Below are 14622 nucleotides of genomic sequence, written 5' to 3'. Positions count from 1 at the left end.
GCCGGCGGGCCTTGAGCGGCGGCTGTTTTCCACGCGGGTTATCGCTCTCCAGGGATCGCGTTGCCGGGTGTACGGGTATTTGGCCTGCGACTCTCGCGGTGCCGAAAAGAGAAAAGGCGCCCCATCTTGCGATAGAGGCGCCTTTTTTCAATGCATCAACCGACCGAAATCAGTTCATGCCGTATTTTTTCAGCTTCTTGCGCAGCGTGCCGCGGTTGATCCCCATCATCAGGGCCGCACGGGTCTGGTTGCCGCGGGTGTACTGCATCACCATGTCTAACAGAGGCTGTTCCACTTCAGCCAGTACCAGCTCATACAGGTCGTTGACGTCCTGACCGTTCAGTTGAGCAAAATAGTTCTTCAGTGCCTGTTTAACCGAGTCACGCAGGGGTTTTTGAGTAACCTGATCCTGAGAGTTAACGGTAGAAACGGTCAGTACGTCAGAATTTACGCGTTGTTCGAACATAGTTCTGTCAGCTCTTTTTTTACGCTAAGTTTTTCGAAGTATGCCTCCAACGCCTCCAGCTGCTCGCTGGCGTCCTCAATGGCGTTGAATGTGCGCCGAAACTGGTCATTCGGGGCGTGCGCCTGGAGATACCAGGACACGTGTTTACGGGCGATGCGCAGTCCTTTTCCCGAGCCGTAAAAATCATGCAGCTCTTTGACATGCCCGGCCAATAGCCGCTTTATCTCACCCAATGGCATGGGCGGCAGCAGCTCCCCTGTGTCCAGATAATGCTGGATTTCCCGGAAGATCCAGGGTCTTCCCTGAGCGGCGCGACCAATCATCAGAGCATCGGCTCCGGTGTAGTCGAGTACCGCCCTGGCTTTATGCGGGTCAGTTATGTCTCCGTTCGCGATGATCGGAATGGAAACATGCTGCTTAACTGTCCGAATGCTGTCGTACTCGGCCTCGCCGTTAAACAGGCAGGCTCGAGTTCGGCCATGAATGGTCAGGGCCTGAATGCCACAGCGTTCAGCCAATTGGGCAATCTCGACACAGTTACGGTGCGCAGGATCCCAGCCGGTGCGTATCTTGAGCGTCACCGGAACATCCACCGCGTCCACGACGGCACGCAGGATCTGTTCCACCAGACCGGGGTACTGCAGCAGGGCAGAACCGGCCAGCTTGCGATTCACTTTCTTTGCCGGACAACCCATATTGATATCGATGATCTGCGCGCCGTTATCAGCATTGATGCGGGCTGCCGCGGCCATCTCATCGGGGTCGTTACCGGCGATCTGCACGGCTCGGATACCTGGCTCATCCATATGTACCATGCGCAGACGTGACTTATCCGTCCGCCATACTTCCGGGTTGGAAGAGAGCATCTCAGAAACCGCCATGCCGACGCCCATCTCATAGCACAGGGTGCGAAAGGGCCGATCGGTAATGCCCGCCATGGGCGCGGCGATCAGACGATTTTTAAGTTGGATATTTCCGATGCGCATAGACAAAGAGTGACCATACTGTGTCCGCAAGGGCGCGTATATTACGCATTTTTGCACGGATATGAAAGGCCAAACTTTGAACAATCGACTGTTGCAGATCAATGAAATCCGTGCGTCTTGTGCACTTTTTAAAATTATTCTTTTATAATCAATATGTTGAATCAAAAAGGTTAAAAAGTGCGCCGGCGTATTTTCTGCAAAGTTATTGCGACTGTCACGCAGGGAAAACAGTGTGTCCGAGTGAAAACGCTGCTTTTATCCGCAATTATTCGCTATTTTATGCGAGCTGAGTCTCATTTTTCTGCTTAATCTGCCGCGAAACCGCGCGGCGATTAACGGACGGCGGCGCATCGCTACGGGGGGCGGCTGCGTTGGAGCCGGCGTGGGCGACGGGAGGGCGTTGGCGCGGGTATCGGCGCATCGCCGGGGGCGTCTCGGGCGTCAACGGGGCGTTGTGCGTCCGGCGGCCGCAGGAGGGCCATGGCCGCAGGCGGGCGCGGTGAGGCTGAGAGGGCGCGCTACAGGGCGTATGACGGCGGTGGTAGCGTCGATGTCGGTGCCCGGCGGCGTAGGGGGATGCTCTGCGCGCCAGCGGGTGTCGTCGCCGTTGGCCTGCGGACTCTGCCGGCGGCGGTATCGCGCGCTGGCGGGGCGGATTGCCTCCGCGACGGGGTCATTGGCGGGCTGACGGCGCCGCTGCGCCGTCAGCGTGGCATCAGCGGCGCATGCCGGTGATGCGGCACCACTCCTCGCGTTCGGCCACCGGGTCCAGGGCGAACTTCTCGCGGTAGGCTTCGCAGACGCTCTCGGCCTGGCTTGCCAGAATGCCGGACAGGCCCAGCAGACCGTCCTGACGCGGCAGGCAGCCGATCAGCGGCGCCAGCTCGCGCAGCGGGCCGGCCAGGATATTGGCGACCACCACATCGGCGCTGAGGTCGGCGGGCTGATCCTTGGGCAGATAGAGCTCCAGGCGCTCGGAGACGCCGTTACGTTCGGCGTTGTCGCGGCTGGCCTGGATCGCCTGCGGATCGATGTCGATGCCGATGGCGCGCGCGGCGCCCAGCTTCAGGGCGGCGATGGCTAAAATGCCGGAGCCGCAGCCGAAGTCGATCACCGTCTTCCCGGCCAGATCCAGACCGTCCAGCCACTGCAGGCACAGGGCGGTGGTCGGGTGAGTACCGGTACCGAAGGCCAGCCCTGGATCCAGCATCACGTTCACGGCGTCGGGCTCGGGGATCTCGCGCCAGCTCGGGCAGATCCACAGGCGACGGCCAAACTGCATCGGGTGGAAGTTATCCATCCACTCGCGCTCCCAGTCTTTGTCCTCGATCTGCTCGATCTTGTGGCGGAAGCCTGCGCCCAGCGCCGGATGGTTTTCCAGCTCGGCGATCACCGCAGACATCTCGGTTTCGGCATCGAACAGGCCGATGACGTCGGTATCGCCCCACAGCAGGGTTTCGCCCGGCAGCGGCTCAAAGACCGGGTTGTCGTGGCTGTCCTGAAAGGTGACGGAGACGGCGCCGCTCTCCATCAGCGCATCGCTCAGGGTCTCCGCCTGGCTGCCGGTTGAGTTGATTTTAATTTGGATCCAAGGCATGGCATGTCTCTTTCTAGTCAGTTGATTCGCTGGCAGCGACCGCGGTATTCGGACGGCTGCCAAAATGGTTGCCTGCCCAGAAGGCCAGCAGGCCCAGCAGCAGGGAAGGCACGATCGGGTGCAGGTGGAACAGCTGGATCTTCAGGCTGGCCAGCAGCGCGTAGCTGGCGGCGCCGACGATCATGGAGCTCAGGGCGCCGTGCGCATTGGCCCGCTCCCAGTATAGTCCCAGCACCAGCGGCCACAGGAACACGGCCTCCAGGCCGCCGAAGGCCAGCAGGTTAAGCCAAATGATCATCTCCGGTGGGCGCCAGGCCGCCAGCAGCAGCAGGGCGCCGAGGATCAGGGTTGAGGCGGCCGAGAGGCGAGCCAGACGACGCTCATTGTGCAGCGCCTGAGGGCGCAGCCCCAGATAGAGATCTTTGACGATGGTCGCCGAAGATTGCAGCAGTTGGGCGTTGATCGTCGACATGATCGCCGCCATCGGCGCCGCCAGAAAGATCCCGGCGGCGAAGGGGGGCAGCACCCGCACCATCAGCGTGGGGATCACCATATCCGGCACCGTCAGATCCGGCAGCACCGCCCGGCCAAGGGCGCCGGCCAGGTGCATGCCGAGCATCAGCAGCGCCACCACGATGGTGCCGATGATGATGGCGCGGTGAACCGCCTTGCTGTCCTTGTAGGAGATGCAGCGGACGGCGGTATGCGGCAGACCGATGACGCCAAAGCAGACCAAGATCCAGAACGACGCCATAAACGGCAGGCTCAGGATATCGTCGGCCCCGTGGGGAGAGACCAGCTTGGGATCGATGCGCTGCAGGGTCTCTACGGCGGCGTGCATGCCGCCGGCGGCGTGGATGATACCGATCAACAGCAGCAGGGTGCCCAGTAGCATTACCACGCCCTGCATGGCATCGTTGAGCACGCTGGCGCGAAAGCCGCCGAAGGCAGTGTACAGGGCGATGGTGACCCCAAAGATCAGCAGCCCGGCGTCATAGGGAATACCGGCGGCGCTCTCCAGCAGGCGCGCGCCGCCGATAAACTGCACCGTCATCGCCCCGATAAAGGCGACCAGCAGGCTGAGGCTGGCGACCCACACCAGCAGACGGCTGCCGTAGCGCGCGTACAGCATGTCATTGAGGGTGACCGCCTGGTAACGGCGCGCCAGAATGGCGAACTTCTTGCCCAATACGCCCAGCGAGAGCCAGACGGCGGGCAGCTGGATCATCGCCAGCAGCACCCAGCCAAGGCCATATTTATAGGCCGCCCCCGGGCCGCCGATAAAGGAGCTGGCGCTGATGTAGGTGGCGGTTAGGGTCATCGCCAGGACAAACCCGCCCATCGAGCGGTCGCCCAGAAAATAGTCGTTGAGGAAGTTGCCTTTCTGGCGGCGGCGATAGGCATAAATCGACAGGCCGAACACCAAGGCGAGGTAGCCTACCAGCGGCAGGATTACGTCAGTCTGCATCATCGCTCCCCAGCGGTATGGACTTGAATATCAGGCGGACCATGGTCCAGCACAGCAGAATAAATAGCAGTGGCAGCAGCAGGCAGGCCATTTCGAACCAGTGCGGCAGACCGGTGACGCCCAGCAGGCTGTTGGGCAGGTAGCCTGCGGCAATCCAGGCGAACAGATAGACCAGCGTCAGCCCTAAGGCCCAGCGGGCTTCACGGTGCGCCTGCGCGAAACGTGCATCCATGGGATCTCCCAGTGTCGGTAAGCAAACAAGCAAAAAGCAGGGAATTGTACGGCAATGCGCACACAGATGCAGCGTCGGGTTTACGCAGGAAGACAAAAGGCCGGTTACCCGGCCTTTGAGGAACGGAGCCTAACGGAGCGTTACTTCTCCTGTAGGCCCAGCTTTTTCTCCAGGTAGTGAATGTTGCTACCGCCGGCCTGGAAGTTGGCATCGTTCATGATCGACTGCTGCAGCTCGATGTTGGTCTTGATGCCGTCGATGATCAGCTCCGCCAGCGCATTCTTCATGCGGGCGATGGCCACGTCACGGTTTTCACCGTAGCAGATAAGCTTGCCGATCATGGAGTCATAGTACGGCGGTACGGTATAACCGGCGTAGATATGGGACTCCCAGCGAACGCCGAAGCCGCCCGGCGCATGGAAGCGGGTGATCTTACCCGGGCTGGGCAGGAAGCTCTTCGGATCTTCGGCGTTGATGCGGCATTCGATCGCGTGACCGCGCACCTGCACCTCGTGCTGTTTGATGGACAGCGGCTGACCGGCGGCGATACGCAGCTGCTCTTTGATCAGATCCACCCCGGTGATCATCTCGGTCACCGGATGCTCAACCTGGATACGGGTGTTCATTTCAATGAAATAGAACTCGCCGTTCTCAAACAGGAACTCAAAGGTACCCGCGCCGCGGTAGCCGATATCGACGCAGGCCTTGGCGCAGCGTTCGCCGATGTAGCGACGCAGCTCCGGCGTAATGCCCGGTGCCGGCGCCTCTTCCACCACTTTCTGGTGGCGGCGCTGCATGGAGCAGTCGCGCTCGGCCAGATAGATGGCGTTGCCCTGGCCGTCGGCCAGTACCTGGATCTCGATGTGGCGCGGATTCTCCAGGTACTTCTCCATGTAGACCATGTCGTTGTTGAACGCCGCTTTGGCTTCCGCCTTGGTCATCAGGATCGACTGGGCCAGATCCTTATCGCTGCGTACGACGCGCATGCCGCGACCGCCGCCGCCGCCGGAGGCCTTGATGATCACCGGATAGCCGATGCGCTTGGCGAAGGCACGGTTTTTATCCATGTCGTCGTCCAGCGGGCCATCGGAGCCGGGAACGCACGGCACGCCGGCTTTCTTCATTGCGCTGATGGCAGAGACTTTGTCCCCCATCAGACGGATGGTCTCCGCTTTGGGGCCGATGAAGATAAAACCGGAACGCTCCACCTGTTCGGCGAAGTCGGCGTTTTCAGACAGGAACCCGTATCCCGGATGGATCGCCACCGCGCCGGTGATTTCCGCCGCAGAGATGATGGCCGGGATATTGAGGTAACTTTTAACGGACTGCGCCGGGCCGATACAGATGGTTTCGTCCGCCAGCAGTACGTGTTTTAGATCGCGATCCGCCGTGGAGTGCACCGCTACGGTTTTGATCCCCAGCTCCTTACAGGCGCGCAGGATCCGCAGGGCGATTTCACCACGGTTAGCGATAACAATTTTATCTAGCATGTTCGCCCCGTTATTCGATGACCACCAACGGCTCGTCAAACTCAACCGGTTGACCGTTTTCTACCAGGATCGCCTTAACGACGCCGGACTTATCGGCTTCGATCTGGTTCATCATTTTCATCGCTTCAACGATGCACAGCGGATCGCCGGCGTTGACCTTCTGGCCCACTTCGACGAACGCTTTGGCCTCCGGGCTCGGGGTGCGGTAGAAAGTACCGACCATCGGAGAACGGACGACATGGCCGCTCAGGGCCGCGCTGCCGTTGTCGGCGGCGGCCGGGGCTGCCGCGGCGGGTGCGGCGGCGACCGGGGCAGCAACCGGAGCCGGGGCTGCGGCGTAGAACGGTTGCATGGCCGGCATGGCGGCCGGGGCACGACTGATGCGTACTGATTCTTCACCTTCAGAGATTTCCAGCTCGGCGATGCCGGATTCTTCAACCAGTTCGATCAGTTTCTTGATTTTACGAATATCCATGTGTGATTCCGTACTCGTTGTTGTTACGAAGATTGTGGACGCGCGCCGCGCACAGCGGCGGACGGGCGTACGTCCCGGTTTATCATGATACGTTCAGGCGATTAACCGCCGCCTGCAGGGCATAGTCATACCCCTCGGCGCCCAGACCGCAAATGACCCCCACGGCGATATCGGACAGATAGGAGTGGTGGCGGAACGGCTCTCGGGCGTGCACGTTGGACAGATGGATCTCGATAAACGGGATCTGCACCGCCAATAGGGCATCGCGCAGCGCTACGCTGGTATGGGTAAACGCTGCCGGGTTAATCAGAATAAAATCGGTATTGCCAAACGCGGCATGGATCTGGGCGATCAGCTCATGCTCTGCATTGGACTGAATATGGCGCAGCGAAACGCTGAGCGTCTGCGCGCGCCGATCCAGGCGCGCGACAATCTGCGCCAGCGTCAGGGTGCCGTATTTTTCCGGCTCGCGGACGCCCAGCATATTCAGATTGGGACCGTTAAGAAGCAAAATGTTGAACTTATCTGCCATTGTGCTGCTATCTCCGGCAATCAGACGAATTTTGCCAAAATAACCCGATGTCGCCGCGTTGTCACTCTTTCTCTACCAATTTGTGGCATCGATCGGCGTATAAAGTCGGGCATTATAATGATTTCGGATCAATTCGCAGCTGAATACTGGTCGAATCAGCGAAGATATGCAACCCGCCGCCGCGACGATCGCGACGGCACGTTAGAGGTTAGATTCTAAAAATGGCTGCAAGTTCCACTGGTTATCGCCACCATTGGCGGATTTTTTGATAACGCAATGCTAACAAGATGAGGGCGCCGAGTGCGTAAAAAAACGGCAGCGGAGAGAGTGTCTTGACTGACCACAGGTAGTGCAGCGGCGCGATAATCGCCGCCAGGTAGACCAGGTTATGCAGCTTTTGCCAGCGGGGCCCCAGGGCGGACATGGCGCGCCGGGTCGAGGTCAGGGTCAGGGCCAGCAGGATCAGCCAGGCCGCCAGCCCCAGCGTGAGGTAGGGACGGCGCAGCAGTTCGCTGCCCAGCAGCGCGACGTTGCCGCCCAGCTCCAGCAGCAGGTAGCTCAGCAGATGCAGCGAGGCCCAGACAAAGCACCATATCCCCAGCAGGCGACGGGTTCGCATCAGCAGGCTTTGACGGGTCAGCCGCGCCAGCGGCGATACCAGCAGGGTCGCCAGCAGCAGCTTGAGCGCCATCAGTCCGGTCATGTGCTGAATGTCCTTGGCCGGATCGGCGCTGAGCCATCCCTGGCTTGCCGCCAGCGGCAGCCACAGCAGCGGCAGACCCGCCGCCAGCCAAATCAGCCACTTCAGCGCGGTAATCTGGGCAGGGCTCAGGCGTTTCATCAGTAGTATTTCCTCAGATCCATCCCCTGATACAGCGAGGCTACCTGATCGGCATAGCCGTTAAACGGCAGCGTCGGCTGTCGCTTGACGTCCAGAATCCCGCCGCTGCCGATCAGCCGCTCGCTGGCCTGAGACCAGCGCGGGTGGTCAACCTGCGGATTGACGTTGGCATAAAAGCCGTACTCTTTGGGGGCGAGCAGATTCCAGGTGGTGGGGGGCGCATTTTCCACCAGGCGGATATGCACGATCGACTTGATGCCCTTAAAACCGTATTTCCACGGCACCGTCAGGCGGATCGGCGCTCCATTCTGCGGCGGCAGCCCCTTGCCGTAGACTCCGACGCTGAGCAGGGTCAGCGGGTGCATGGCCTCGTCGATCCGCAGCCCTTCGACGTAGGGGTACTTCAGGCCGCCGCCGATAAAGCGATCCTTTTGGCCCGGCATTTGCTCGGGATCGTACAGGGTGGTAAAGGCGACATAGCGCGCCCGGCTGGTGGGCTCGGCCTGGCGCAGCAGCTGTCCCAGCTCGAAGCCGACCCAAGGGATCACCATGGACCAGGCCTCTACGCAGCGCATGCGGTAGATGCGCTCCTCCAGCGGGAAGCGGCGCAGGATATCGTCCATATCCAGGGTCATCGGTTTGGCCACCTCACCGTCGAGGGTGATTTTCCAGCCGTCGGTGCGCAGGGTGCCGGCGTTGGCGGCCGGATCGGCCTTGTCCAGGCCAAATTCGTAGAAGTTATTGTAGCCGCTGACCTTATCTTCCGGGGTCAGCGGCAGATCGGCCTGCCAGGCGGCGGGACGGGTGAACTCCAGCGGCTTGCCCGGCGGGGCCGGCGGACGATCGTGTCCTTTAAACCAGCTGAGCAGATCGGCGTGGGCCGACGGGGTGATGGCCAGCGCCGCGGCGCTGATGCCGAGCGCTTTGAGTACGCGGCGCCGCTGGTAGAACAGATCCTCCGGGGTGACATCGGCTTCGCGCAGTGTCGGGTATCGGGCCATGGTCGCACTCCTTGATAATGGGTCTTATATTCATCATGGCAGGAAAGGGCGTTGCGGTGGCGAGTATCACAAAATTGTTATACTTGGCGGCGGGTGCACCCCGCCGCGCGGTGGGGCTAGCGCAGGCGCACCAGCGTGCGGCCGGTGATGCGGTTCGCCATCAGATCGGCCGCGGCCGAGATCGCCTGCTCCAGGGTGATCTCGTTGGCGCAGCGATGGTAGAAGTCGGCCGGCAGCAGCTCGGCCAGGCGCTGCCAGGCCAGAGAGCGCCGGGCCGGGGAGGCCATGACCGAGTCCACCCCCTGCAGCCGCACGTTGCGCAGAATGAACGGCATGACGGTGGTCGGCAGGGTAAAGCCGCCCGCCAGTCCGCAGGCGGCGACCGTGCCGTTGCTGTCCATCTGCGCCAGCGTCTTGGCCAGCACCTCGCCGCCGACGGTGTCAACGGCGCCGGTCCAGCGCTGTTTTTCCAGCGGACGGGCCGGGGTCTGGAAATCGGCCCGCGGCAGCACCTGCTGCGCGCCGAGCGCCAGCAGATAGTCGTGGTTCTCCTCCCGCCCGCTGACGGCCGTCACCCGGTAGCCCAGGCGGCTGAGCAGCGCGACGGCGGTGCTGCCGACGCCGCCGCTGGCGCCGGTGACCAGCACGTCGCCCTGTTCAGGGGTCACGCCTCCCTCCTCCAGCGCCATCACGCACAGCATGGCGGTCAGGCCAGCGGTGCCGATAATCATCGCCCGGCGGCCGTCCAGCCCCTGCGGCATCGGCAGCAGCCAGTCGGCGGCGACCCGCGCCTGCTGCGCCAGCCCGCCCCAGTGCTGCTCCCCAACGCCCCAGCCGGTCAGCAATACCGCTTGGCCGGGGACAAAGCGCGCATCGGTGCTCTGGTTCACGACCCCGGCAAAATCGATACCCGGCACCATGGGAAACTGGCGCACGATCTTGCCCTTGCCGGTGATGGCCAGCGCATCCTTATAGTTAAGACCGGACCAGTGGACGTCGACCAGAACCTCCCCGGCGGGCAGGTCGTCGCTGTTCAGCTGTTGAATGTGGGCATGGGTCTGACCGTCACGGTTGTCGAGTAGCAGCGCTTTCATGATGGGATCCTGTTGATTGAGTGGCTGAATGCCGACGCGTTTCTGCTTTCTGCGGCGGCGATGCCTATTCTATAACAGGAATAGGGCTCCGCCCGCTACGGCAACCATCCCACCGGTGAGCGGCGTCAGATAATGTACCCCGCGCCGCTCTATGCGCCCGAACAGCAGCCCCAGCGTCAGCCCGGCCCCGTGCAGCAGGGCGGTCACCAGGGCAAACCCCAGGCTGTAGCTCAGCCCGCTGGCGTCCGCCGGCATCTCCATGCCGTGGGCGTAGCCGTGGAACAGGGCGAACAGCCCGACCAGCAGGCAACTGGGCAGCAGGGGCAGGCGTACCCGGGCGGCGACCAGCAGCCCCATCACCAGCACCGAGGCGGTGATGCCGAATTCGACGGTCTGCCCGGGCACCCGATCGGTCACCAGGGCCAGGGCACCGCCGGCGATCATGGTGAGAACGAAGGCGGCGGGCACCCGCCAGCGCGCCTTACCGCCGCGCTGGGCGGCCCATAGCCCCACCGTCAGCATCGCCAGCAGGTGATCGAGACCGGACAGCGGGTGGTAGATGCCCGCCCAGAAGCCGTGGGTCGCTCCGGCGCCGGTGTGCGCCAGCGCTGGGGCCGCGGCGCACAGCAGCAGGCTGCCGGCGAAAGATAATTTTTTCATAATATATCCCTGTCAGTTAATCATTGTGTTTATATGTAACGCATTGTATTTCAACTGGATTTTTGGTTAATCTCTCCAGCACTGTAAAGCGCGGTGGCGATGGGCCCGGCGGATAAATGTCAAAACTGTGGCGTATCCGACACTTTGCGCGCCCTCTGGGGTCGTTTGTATTAATAGGGAAAATTAGATCTGAAAAAATAATTTATATAAATGATGATATGGTCGGCGTCGGAATTGTTTACTATTGAGGCAGACGCTCTCTCCGGGCGGCGGCGCGCGTAGAGGGCGCCTTTATTTTCACGGCGATGACGCTTAACGGAATGGGCAGGGTCAGGGATGCGTATTACAACCAAATTCTTTGCCTTCATTACCTTACTGGTTGCGTTAGGGATGTTTCTGATGCTGCTGGGCAGCACCTATAGCTTTTACAGCCAGACCCATCAGCGCGCGGAGACCCAGCTTAATATCCTGACGGCGATGATCGACCAGCAGCTGTTGACCGAGTCCCGCGACAGCGTAAAGCGCTGGCTTCCGGTGATGATGCGATCGGCCGGCGCCGTTGAGCTGTCGGTGTATCACGACGATCGCCAGGTCTATTACCACCACCTGCCCGCGCTGTATAACCCGTGGCGTACCAACGATAACCTGCGCAGCTTCGAGTCGCCGCTGCTGCAGCACCCGGGCTATCGTCTGAAGATGGTCTACATTGAGCCGACGGCCAGCTACAGCCACTCGCTGGAGCGCATGTTCCCGCTCTCGCTCTCCATTGGCGTTATGGTGATCATGCTGTTTTTCGCCTACCGCTGGCTGCGTGGACAGACCCAGGGGATCGAGCGGCTGGAGCGCCGGGCGCGCCGCATTCTGTCCGGCGATCGCGATCTGCGCGCGGGGGGCATCGGCGAGTTTCCCGCCAGCGCCAGCAGCGCGCTCGACTGCCTGCTCGCCGAGCTGTCCGATGCGCGCGAAGAGCGCAGCCGGATAGACTCGCTGATCCGCGCTTTTGCCGCGCAGGACTCGCGCACCGGGTTAAACAACCGCCTGTTTTTCGATAATCAGCTGACCACCCTGCTGGAGGATGAGGGGGCCTACGGCGTGGTGATGATCCTGCGCCTGCCGGATCTGGAGGCGCTGGCCAGCCAGCCGGGGCGGCGCCAGCGCGAAGAGTTTCGCTATGCGCTGACCAATATGCTGTCGACCTATGTCATGCGCTACCCCTCTGGCCTGCTGGCCCACTATTTTCAGAATAACTTTGCCGTGCTGCTGCCGCATCGCTCGCTGAAAGAGGCGGAGGGCTTCGCCGCCCAGCTGCTGGCCTCGCTGGCGGCCATCCCCTCGGCGCCGGGGGTGATCGCCGATGAGGTGCTGCATATCGGGATCACCCTGTACCGCGCCGGCGAGCAGGTGGAGTCGGTGATGGATCGCGCCGAGCAGGCGGCACGCAGCGCGACCCTGCAGGGCGGCAACGGATGGTTTGTCGATCCGATTCCGCAGCCGGAGATGGTGCGCGGCAGCGTGCGCTGGCGTACCCTGCTGGAGCAGACCCTGGCGCGCGGCGGGGCGCGGCTGTTCCACAAGCCCGCGGTGACGGTGGACGGGCGGGTGCATCACCATTACATCCTGCCGTACATCTATGACGGCAATCAGCCGATCCCCAGCGCCGAATTTATGCCGCTGGTGCAGCAGTTGGGGCTGGCGGAGCGCTTCGATCGTCAGATGGTCAGTCAGATTATTCCGTTGTTGCGTCGCCTGCCGGGACAAAGGCTGGCCTTTCCGCTGACGGTTGACTCATTATTACAGCGTAGCTTTCAGCGCTGGCTGCGCGACACCCTGCTGCAGAGTGAGCGCCCGCTGCGCCGACGCATCCTGATCGAGCTGAGCGAGGCGGACGTCTGCGCCCACCAGGCGCGGCTGGGCCCGATCCTGCGCCTGCTGCGCGGGCTGGAGTGTCAGGTGGTGGTCTCTCAGGCTGGGCTGCGTATCGTCAGCACCACCTATATCAAGCAGCTGCAGGTGGCGCTGGTGAAGCTGCATCCGGCGCTGGTGCGCAATATTGACCGGCGTATCGAAAACCAGCTGTTTGTGCAGAGTATCACCGGCGCCTGCGAGGGCACCGTCGCGCAGGTCTTCGCCACCGGGGTGCGCAGCAAAGAGGAGTGGCGAGTTCTCAAAGAAAAAGGGATCGCCGGCGGGCAGGGGGATTTTTTTGCAAAATCACGACCGGTTCTCTAGTCGGAAAAAATATTGTGACGGATAATGAATTGCGCTTTTTGTCAGGGAAAATTCACGTAGAATAGCGTGTAATCTGCGCTTATACGGTTGGTGGGCGCTTACGCGCCGCCCGGCGCGTGTCGTCGGAGTCCTCCCGAAGCGCGGGAAAACGGCGCAGGTTTCCCGCACGCTGTGCCGTTGAAATATGAGTTATCTGAATTATTGATGCGCTGTGTTGCGGCCGGTAACGGATGCGTGGCGATGTGGGGCGTGCTATCGTCATCGGGGCAGCGTTTCCCCGTTTGCGTCGGCGTTCCAGCGTGGTGTCATGATAAATACCACCCTAATCTGTTGAATGGTAAACGCGGTGTAATTTTTCACCGGAGCAGGACGTTTTTGCGCCTTGTCGCTGTTCCGCGTGGTTGGTAAAGTAAGCGGATTTTATTTTTCGCCTCCAGCTTTCAGGATTATCCTTCAGTTATGTTTAAAAAATTTCGTGGCATGTTTTCCAATGACTTGTCCATCGACCTGGGTACTGCCAATACCCTGATTTATGTTAAAGGACAAGGCATTGTTTTGAATGAGCCTTCCGTGGTCGCTATTCGCCAGGACCGCGCCGGTTCTCCGAAAAGCGTTGCCGCCGTGGGGCATGAAGCGAAGCAGATGCTCGGCCGTACGCCGGGCAATATCGCCGCTATCCGCCCGATGAAAGACGGCGTTATTGCCGACTTCTTTGTCACCGAGAAGATGCTGCAGTACTTCATCAAGCAGGTGCACAGCAATAGCTTCATGCGCCCGAGCCCGCGCGTGCTGGTGTGCGTGCCGGTCGGTGCCACGCAGGTTGAGCGCCGCGCCATCCGTGAATCTGCTCAGGGCGCCGGCGCCCGCGAGGTATTCCTGATCGAAGAGCCGATGGCTGCCGCGATCGGTGCCGGCCTGCCGGTTTCCGAAGCGACGGGCTCCATGGTGGTGGATATCGGCGGCGGTACTACGGAAGTGGCGGTGATCTCCCTCAACGGCGTGGTGTACTCCTCCTCCGTTCGCATCGGCGGCGACCGCTTTGACGAAGCGATCATTAATTATGTGCGCCGTAACTACGGCTCTCTGATCGGTGAGGCGACCGCGGAGCGCATCAAGCATGAGATCGGCTCAGCCTATCCGGGCGATGAGGTGCGTGAGATCGAGGTGCGCGGCCGTAACCTGGCTGAAGGGGTTCCGCGCGGCTTTACTCTCAACTCCAATGAGATCCTGGAGGCGCTGCAGGAGCCGCTGACCGGCATCGTTAGCGCGGTGATGGTGGCGCTGGAGCAGTGTCCGCCGGAGCTGGCGTCCGATATCTCCGAGCGCGGCATGGTGCTGACCGGCGGCGGCGCGCTGCTGCGTAACCTGGACCGTCTGCTGATGGAAGAGACCGGGATCCCGGTCGTGGTGGCCGAAGATCCGCTGACCTGCGTGGCGCGCGGCGGCGGCAAGGCGTTGGAAATGATCGACATGCATGGCGGTGATCTGTTCAGCGAAGAGTAATCCCTCTGCGGCGGGCGCGGGCGTCCGCCGGGGATGATACGAATGCCG

14 protein-coding genes are annotated in these 14622 nt (G+C 61.5%); 2 read left to right on the top strand and 12 right to left on the bottom strand.

Features of this window, described 5'->3' with window-relative positions:
- Nucleotides 1–169: 169 nt before the first annotated feature.
- The 12 genes from fis to L1P05_RS15045 form a co-directional block, all read right to left on the bottom strand.
- A complete protein-coding gene (gene fis, locus L1P05_RS15100) occupies nt 170–466 on the bottom strand; it encodes a DNA-binding transcriptional regulator Fis (protein WP_000462905.1) in 297 nt (98 codons plus the stop codon).
- On the bottom strand, nt 448–1452 hold the full coding sequence (gene dusB / locus L1P05_RS15095) for a tRNA dihydrouridine synthase DusB (RefSeq protein ID WP_012849962.1): 1005 nt from the start codon (nt 1450–1452) through the stop codon (nt 448–450). Before dusB ends, fis begins: the two co-directional genes overlap by 19 nt.
- Before the next feature lie 715 nt (nt 1453–2167).
- Nucleotides 2168–3049, bottom strand: a complete 882-nt coding sequence (gene prmA, locus L1P05_RS15090; protein WP_012849960.1) for a 50S ribosomal protein L11 methyltransferase — start codon at nt 3047–3049, stop codon at nt 2168–2170.
- Between the two features lie 13 nt (nt 3050–3062).
- Entirely contained in the window at nt 3063–4517 is a 1455-nt protein-coding gene (panF, locus tag L1P05_RS15085; protein WP_012849959.1) for a sodium/pantothenate symporter, read from the bottom strand.
- Nucleotides 4507–4749, bottom strand: coding sequence for a YhdT family protein (locus tag L1P05_RS15080; protein WP_012849958.1), 243 nt, complete (start codon nt 4747–4749; stop codon nt 4507–4509). The genes panF and L1P05_RS15080 overlap by 11 nt, the downstream gene beginning before the upstream one ends.
- A 140-nt stretch (nt 4750–4889) precedes the next feature.
- On the bottom strand, nt 4890–6239 hold the full coding sequence (gene accC / locus L1P05_RS15075; RefSeq protein ID WP_012849957.1) for an acetyl-CoA carboxylase biotin carboxylase subunit: 1350 nt from the start codon (nt 6237–6239) through the stop codon (nt 4890–4892).
- A 10-nt stretch (nt 6240–6249) separates the two neighbouring features.
- Nucleotides 6250–6714, bottom strand: coding sequence for an acetyl-CoA carboxylase biotin carboxyl carrier protein (gene accB, locus L1P05_RS15070; RefSeq protein WP_012849956.1), 465 nt, complete (start codon nt 6712–6714; stop codon nt 6250–6252).
- Between the two features lie 82 nt (nt 6715–6796).
- On the bottom strand, nt 6797–7246 hold the full coding sequence (aroQ, locus tag L1P05_RS15065; RefSeq protein WP_012849955.1) for a type II 3-dehydroquinate dehydratase: 450 nt from the start codon (nt 7244–7246) through the stop codon (nt 6797–6799).
- Nucleotides 7247–7487: 241 nt separating this feature from the next.
- Complete coding sequence (gene msrQ, locus L1P05_RS15060) at nt 7488–8087, bottom strand: protein-methionine-sulfoxide reductase heme-binding subunit MsrQ (RefSeq protein WP_012849954.1); 600 nt, start codon at nt 8085–8087, stop codon at nt 7488–7490.
- Entirely contained in the window at nt 8087–9088 is a 1002-nt protein-coding gene (msrP, locus tag L1P05_RS15055) for a protein-methionine-sulfoxide reductase catalytic subunit MsrP (RefSeq protein WP_012849953.1), read from the bottom strand. Before msrP ends, msrQ begins: the two co-directional genes overlap by 1 nt.
- A gap of 116 nt (nt 9089–9204) precedes the next feature.
- Nucleotides 9205–10182 (bottom strand): acrylyl-CoA reductase (NADPH), encoded by a 978-nt coding sequence (gene acuI / locus L1P05_RS15050; protein ID WP_012849952.1) that lies wholly within the window; start codon nt 10180–10182, stop codon nt 9205–9207.
- 69 nt (nt 10183–10251) lie between these two features.
- Nucleotides 10252–10842 (bottom strand): HupE/UreJ family protein, encoded by a 591-nt coding sequence (locus L1P05_RS15045; protein WP_012849951.1) that lies wholly within the window; start codon nt 10840–10842, stop codon nt 10252–10254.
- A 336-nt stretch (nt 10843–11178) separates the two neighbouring features.
- Here L1P05_RS15045 and csrD point away from each other — a divergent pair, with 336 nt between their 5' ends.
- Nucleotides 11179–13071, top strand: coding sequence for an RNase E specificity factor CsrD (gene csrD, locus L1P05_RS15040; RefSeq protein WP_012849949.1), 1893 nt, complete (start codon nt 11179–11181; stop codon nt 13069–13071).
- 459 nt (nt 13072–13530) lie between these two features.
- A complete protein-coding gene (gene mreB, locus L1P05_RS15035) occupies nt 13531–14574 on the top strand; it encodes a rod shape-determining protein MreB (RefSeq protein ID WP_005289819.1) in 1044 nt (347 codons plus the stop codon).
- The last annotated feature ends 48 nt before the right edge of the window (nt 14575–14622 follow it).

It is taken from the genome of Edwardsiella piscicida, assembly GCF_021733145.1.
GTDB lineage: Bacteria > Pseudomonadota > Gammaproteobacteria > Enterobacterales > Enterobacteriaceae > Edwardsiella > Edwardsiella piscicida.
The sequence above is the reverse complement of the archived record's forward strand: the minus strand, read 5'-3'. Positions and strand labels throughout refer to the sequence as shown.

Excerpts from the sequence above, each read along its gene's own strand:
- prmA (WP_012849960.1), bottom strand. The coding sequence starts at position 3,049 with ATGCCTTGGATCCAAATTAAAATCAACTCAACCGGCAGCCAGGCGGAG.
- fis (WP_000462905.1), bottom strand. The coding sequence starts at position 466 with ATGTTCGAACAACGCGTAAATTCTGACGTACTGACCGTTTCTACCGTT.
- msrP (WP_012849953.1), bottom strand. The coding sequence starts at position 9,088 with ATGGCCCGATACCCGACACTGCGCGAAGCCGATGTCACCCCGGAGGAT.
- dusB (WP_012849962.1), bottom strand. The coding sequence starts at position 1,452 with ATGCGCATCGGAAATATCCAACTTAAAAATCGTCTGATCGCCGCGCCC.
- msrQ (WP_012849954.1), bottom strand. The coding sequence starts at position 8,087 with ATGAAACGCCTGAGCCCTGCCCAGATTACCGCGCTGAAGTGGCTGATT.
- accC (WP_012849957.1), bottom strand. The coding sequence starts at position 6,239 with ATGCTAGATAAAATTGTTATCGCTAACCGTGGTGAAATCGCCCTGCGG.
- panF (WP_012849959.1), bottom strand. The coding sequence starts at position 4,517 with ATGCAGACTGACGTAATCCTGCCGCTGGTAGGCTACCTCGCCTTGGTG.
- mreB (WP_005289819.1), top strand. The coding sequence starts at position 13,531 with ATGTTTAAAAAATTTCGTGGCATGTTTTCCAATGACTTGTCCATCGAC.
- L1P05_RS15080 (WP_012849958.1), bottom strand. The coding sequence starts at position 4,749 with ATGGATGCACGTTTCGCGCAGGCGCACCGTGAAGCCCGCTGGGCCTTA.
- acuI (WP_012849952.1), bottom strand. The coding sequence starts at position 10,182 with ATGAAAGCGCTGCTACTCGACAACCGTGACGGTCAGACCCATGCCCAC.
- accB (WP_012849956.1), bottom strand. The coding sequence starts at position 6,714 with ATGGATATTCGTAAAATCAAGAAACTGATCGAACTGGTTGAAGAATCC.
- aroQ (WP_012849955.1), bottom strand. The coding sequence starts at position 7,246 with ATGGCAGATAAGTTCAACATTTTGCTTCTTAACGGTCCCAATCTGAAT.
- csrD (WP_012849949.1), top strand. The coding sequence starts at position 11,179 with ATGCGTATTACAACCAAATTCTTTGCCTTCATTACCTTACTGGTTGCG.
- L1P05_RS15045 (WP_012849951.1), bottom strand. The coding sequence starts at position 10,842 with ATGAAAAAATTATCTTTCGCCGGCAGCCTGCTGCTGTGCGCCGCGGCC.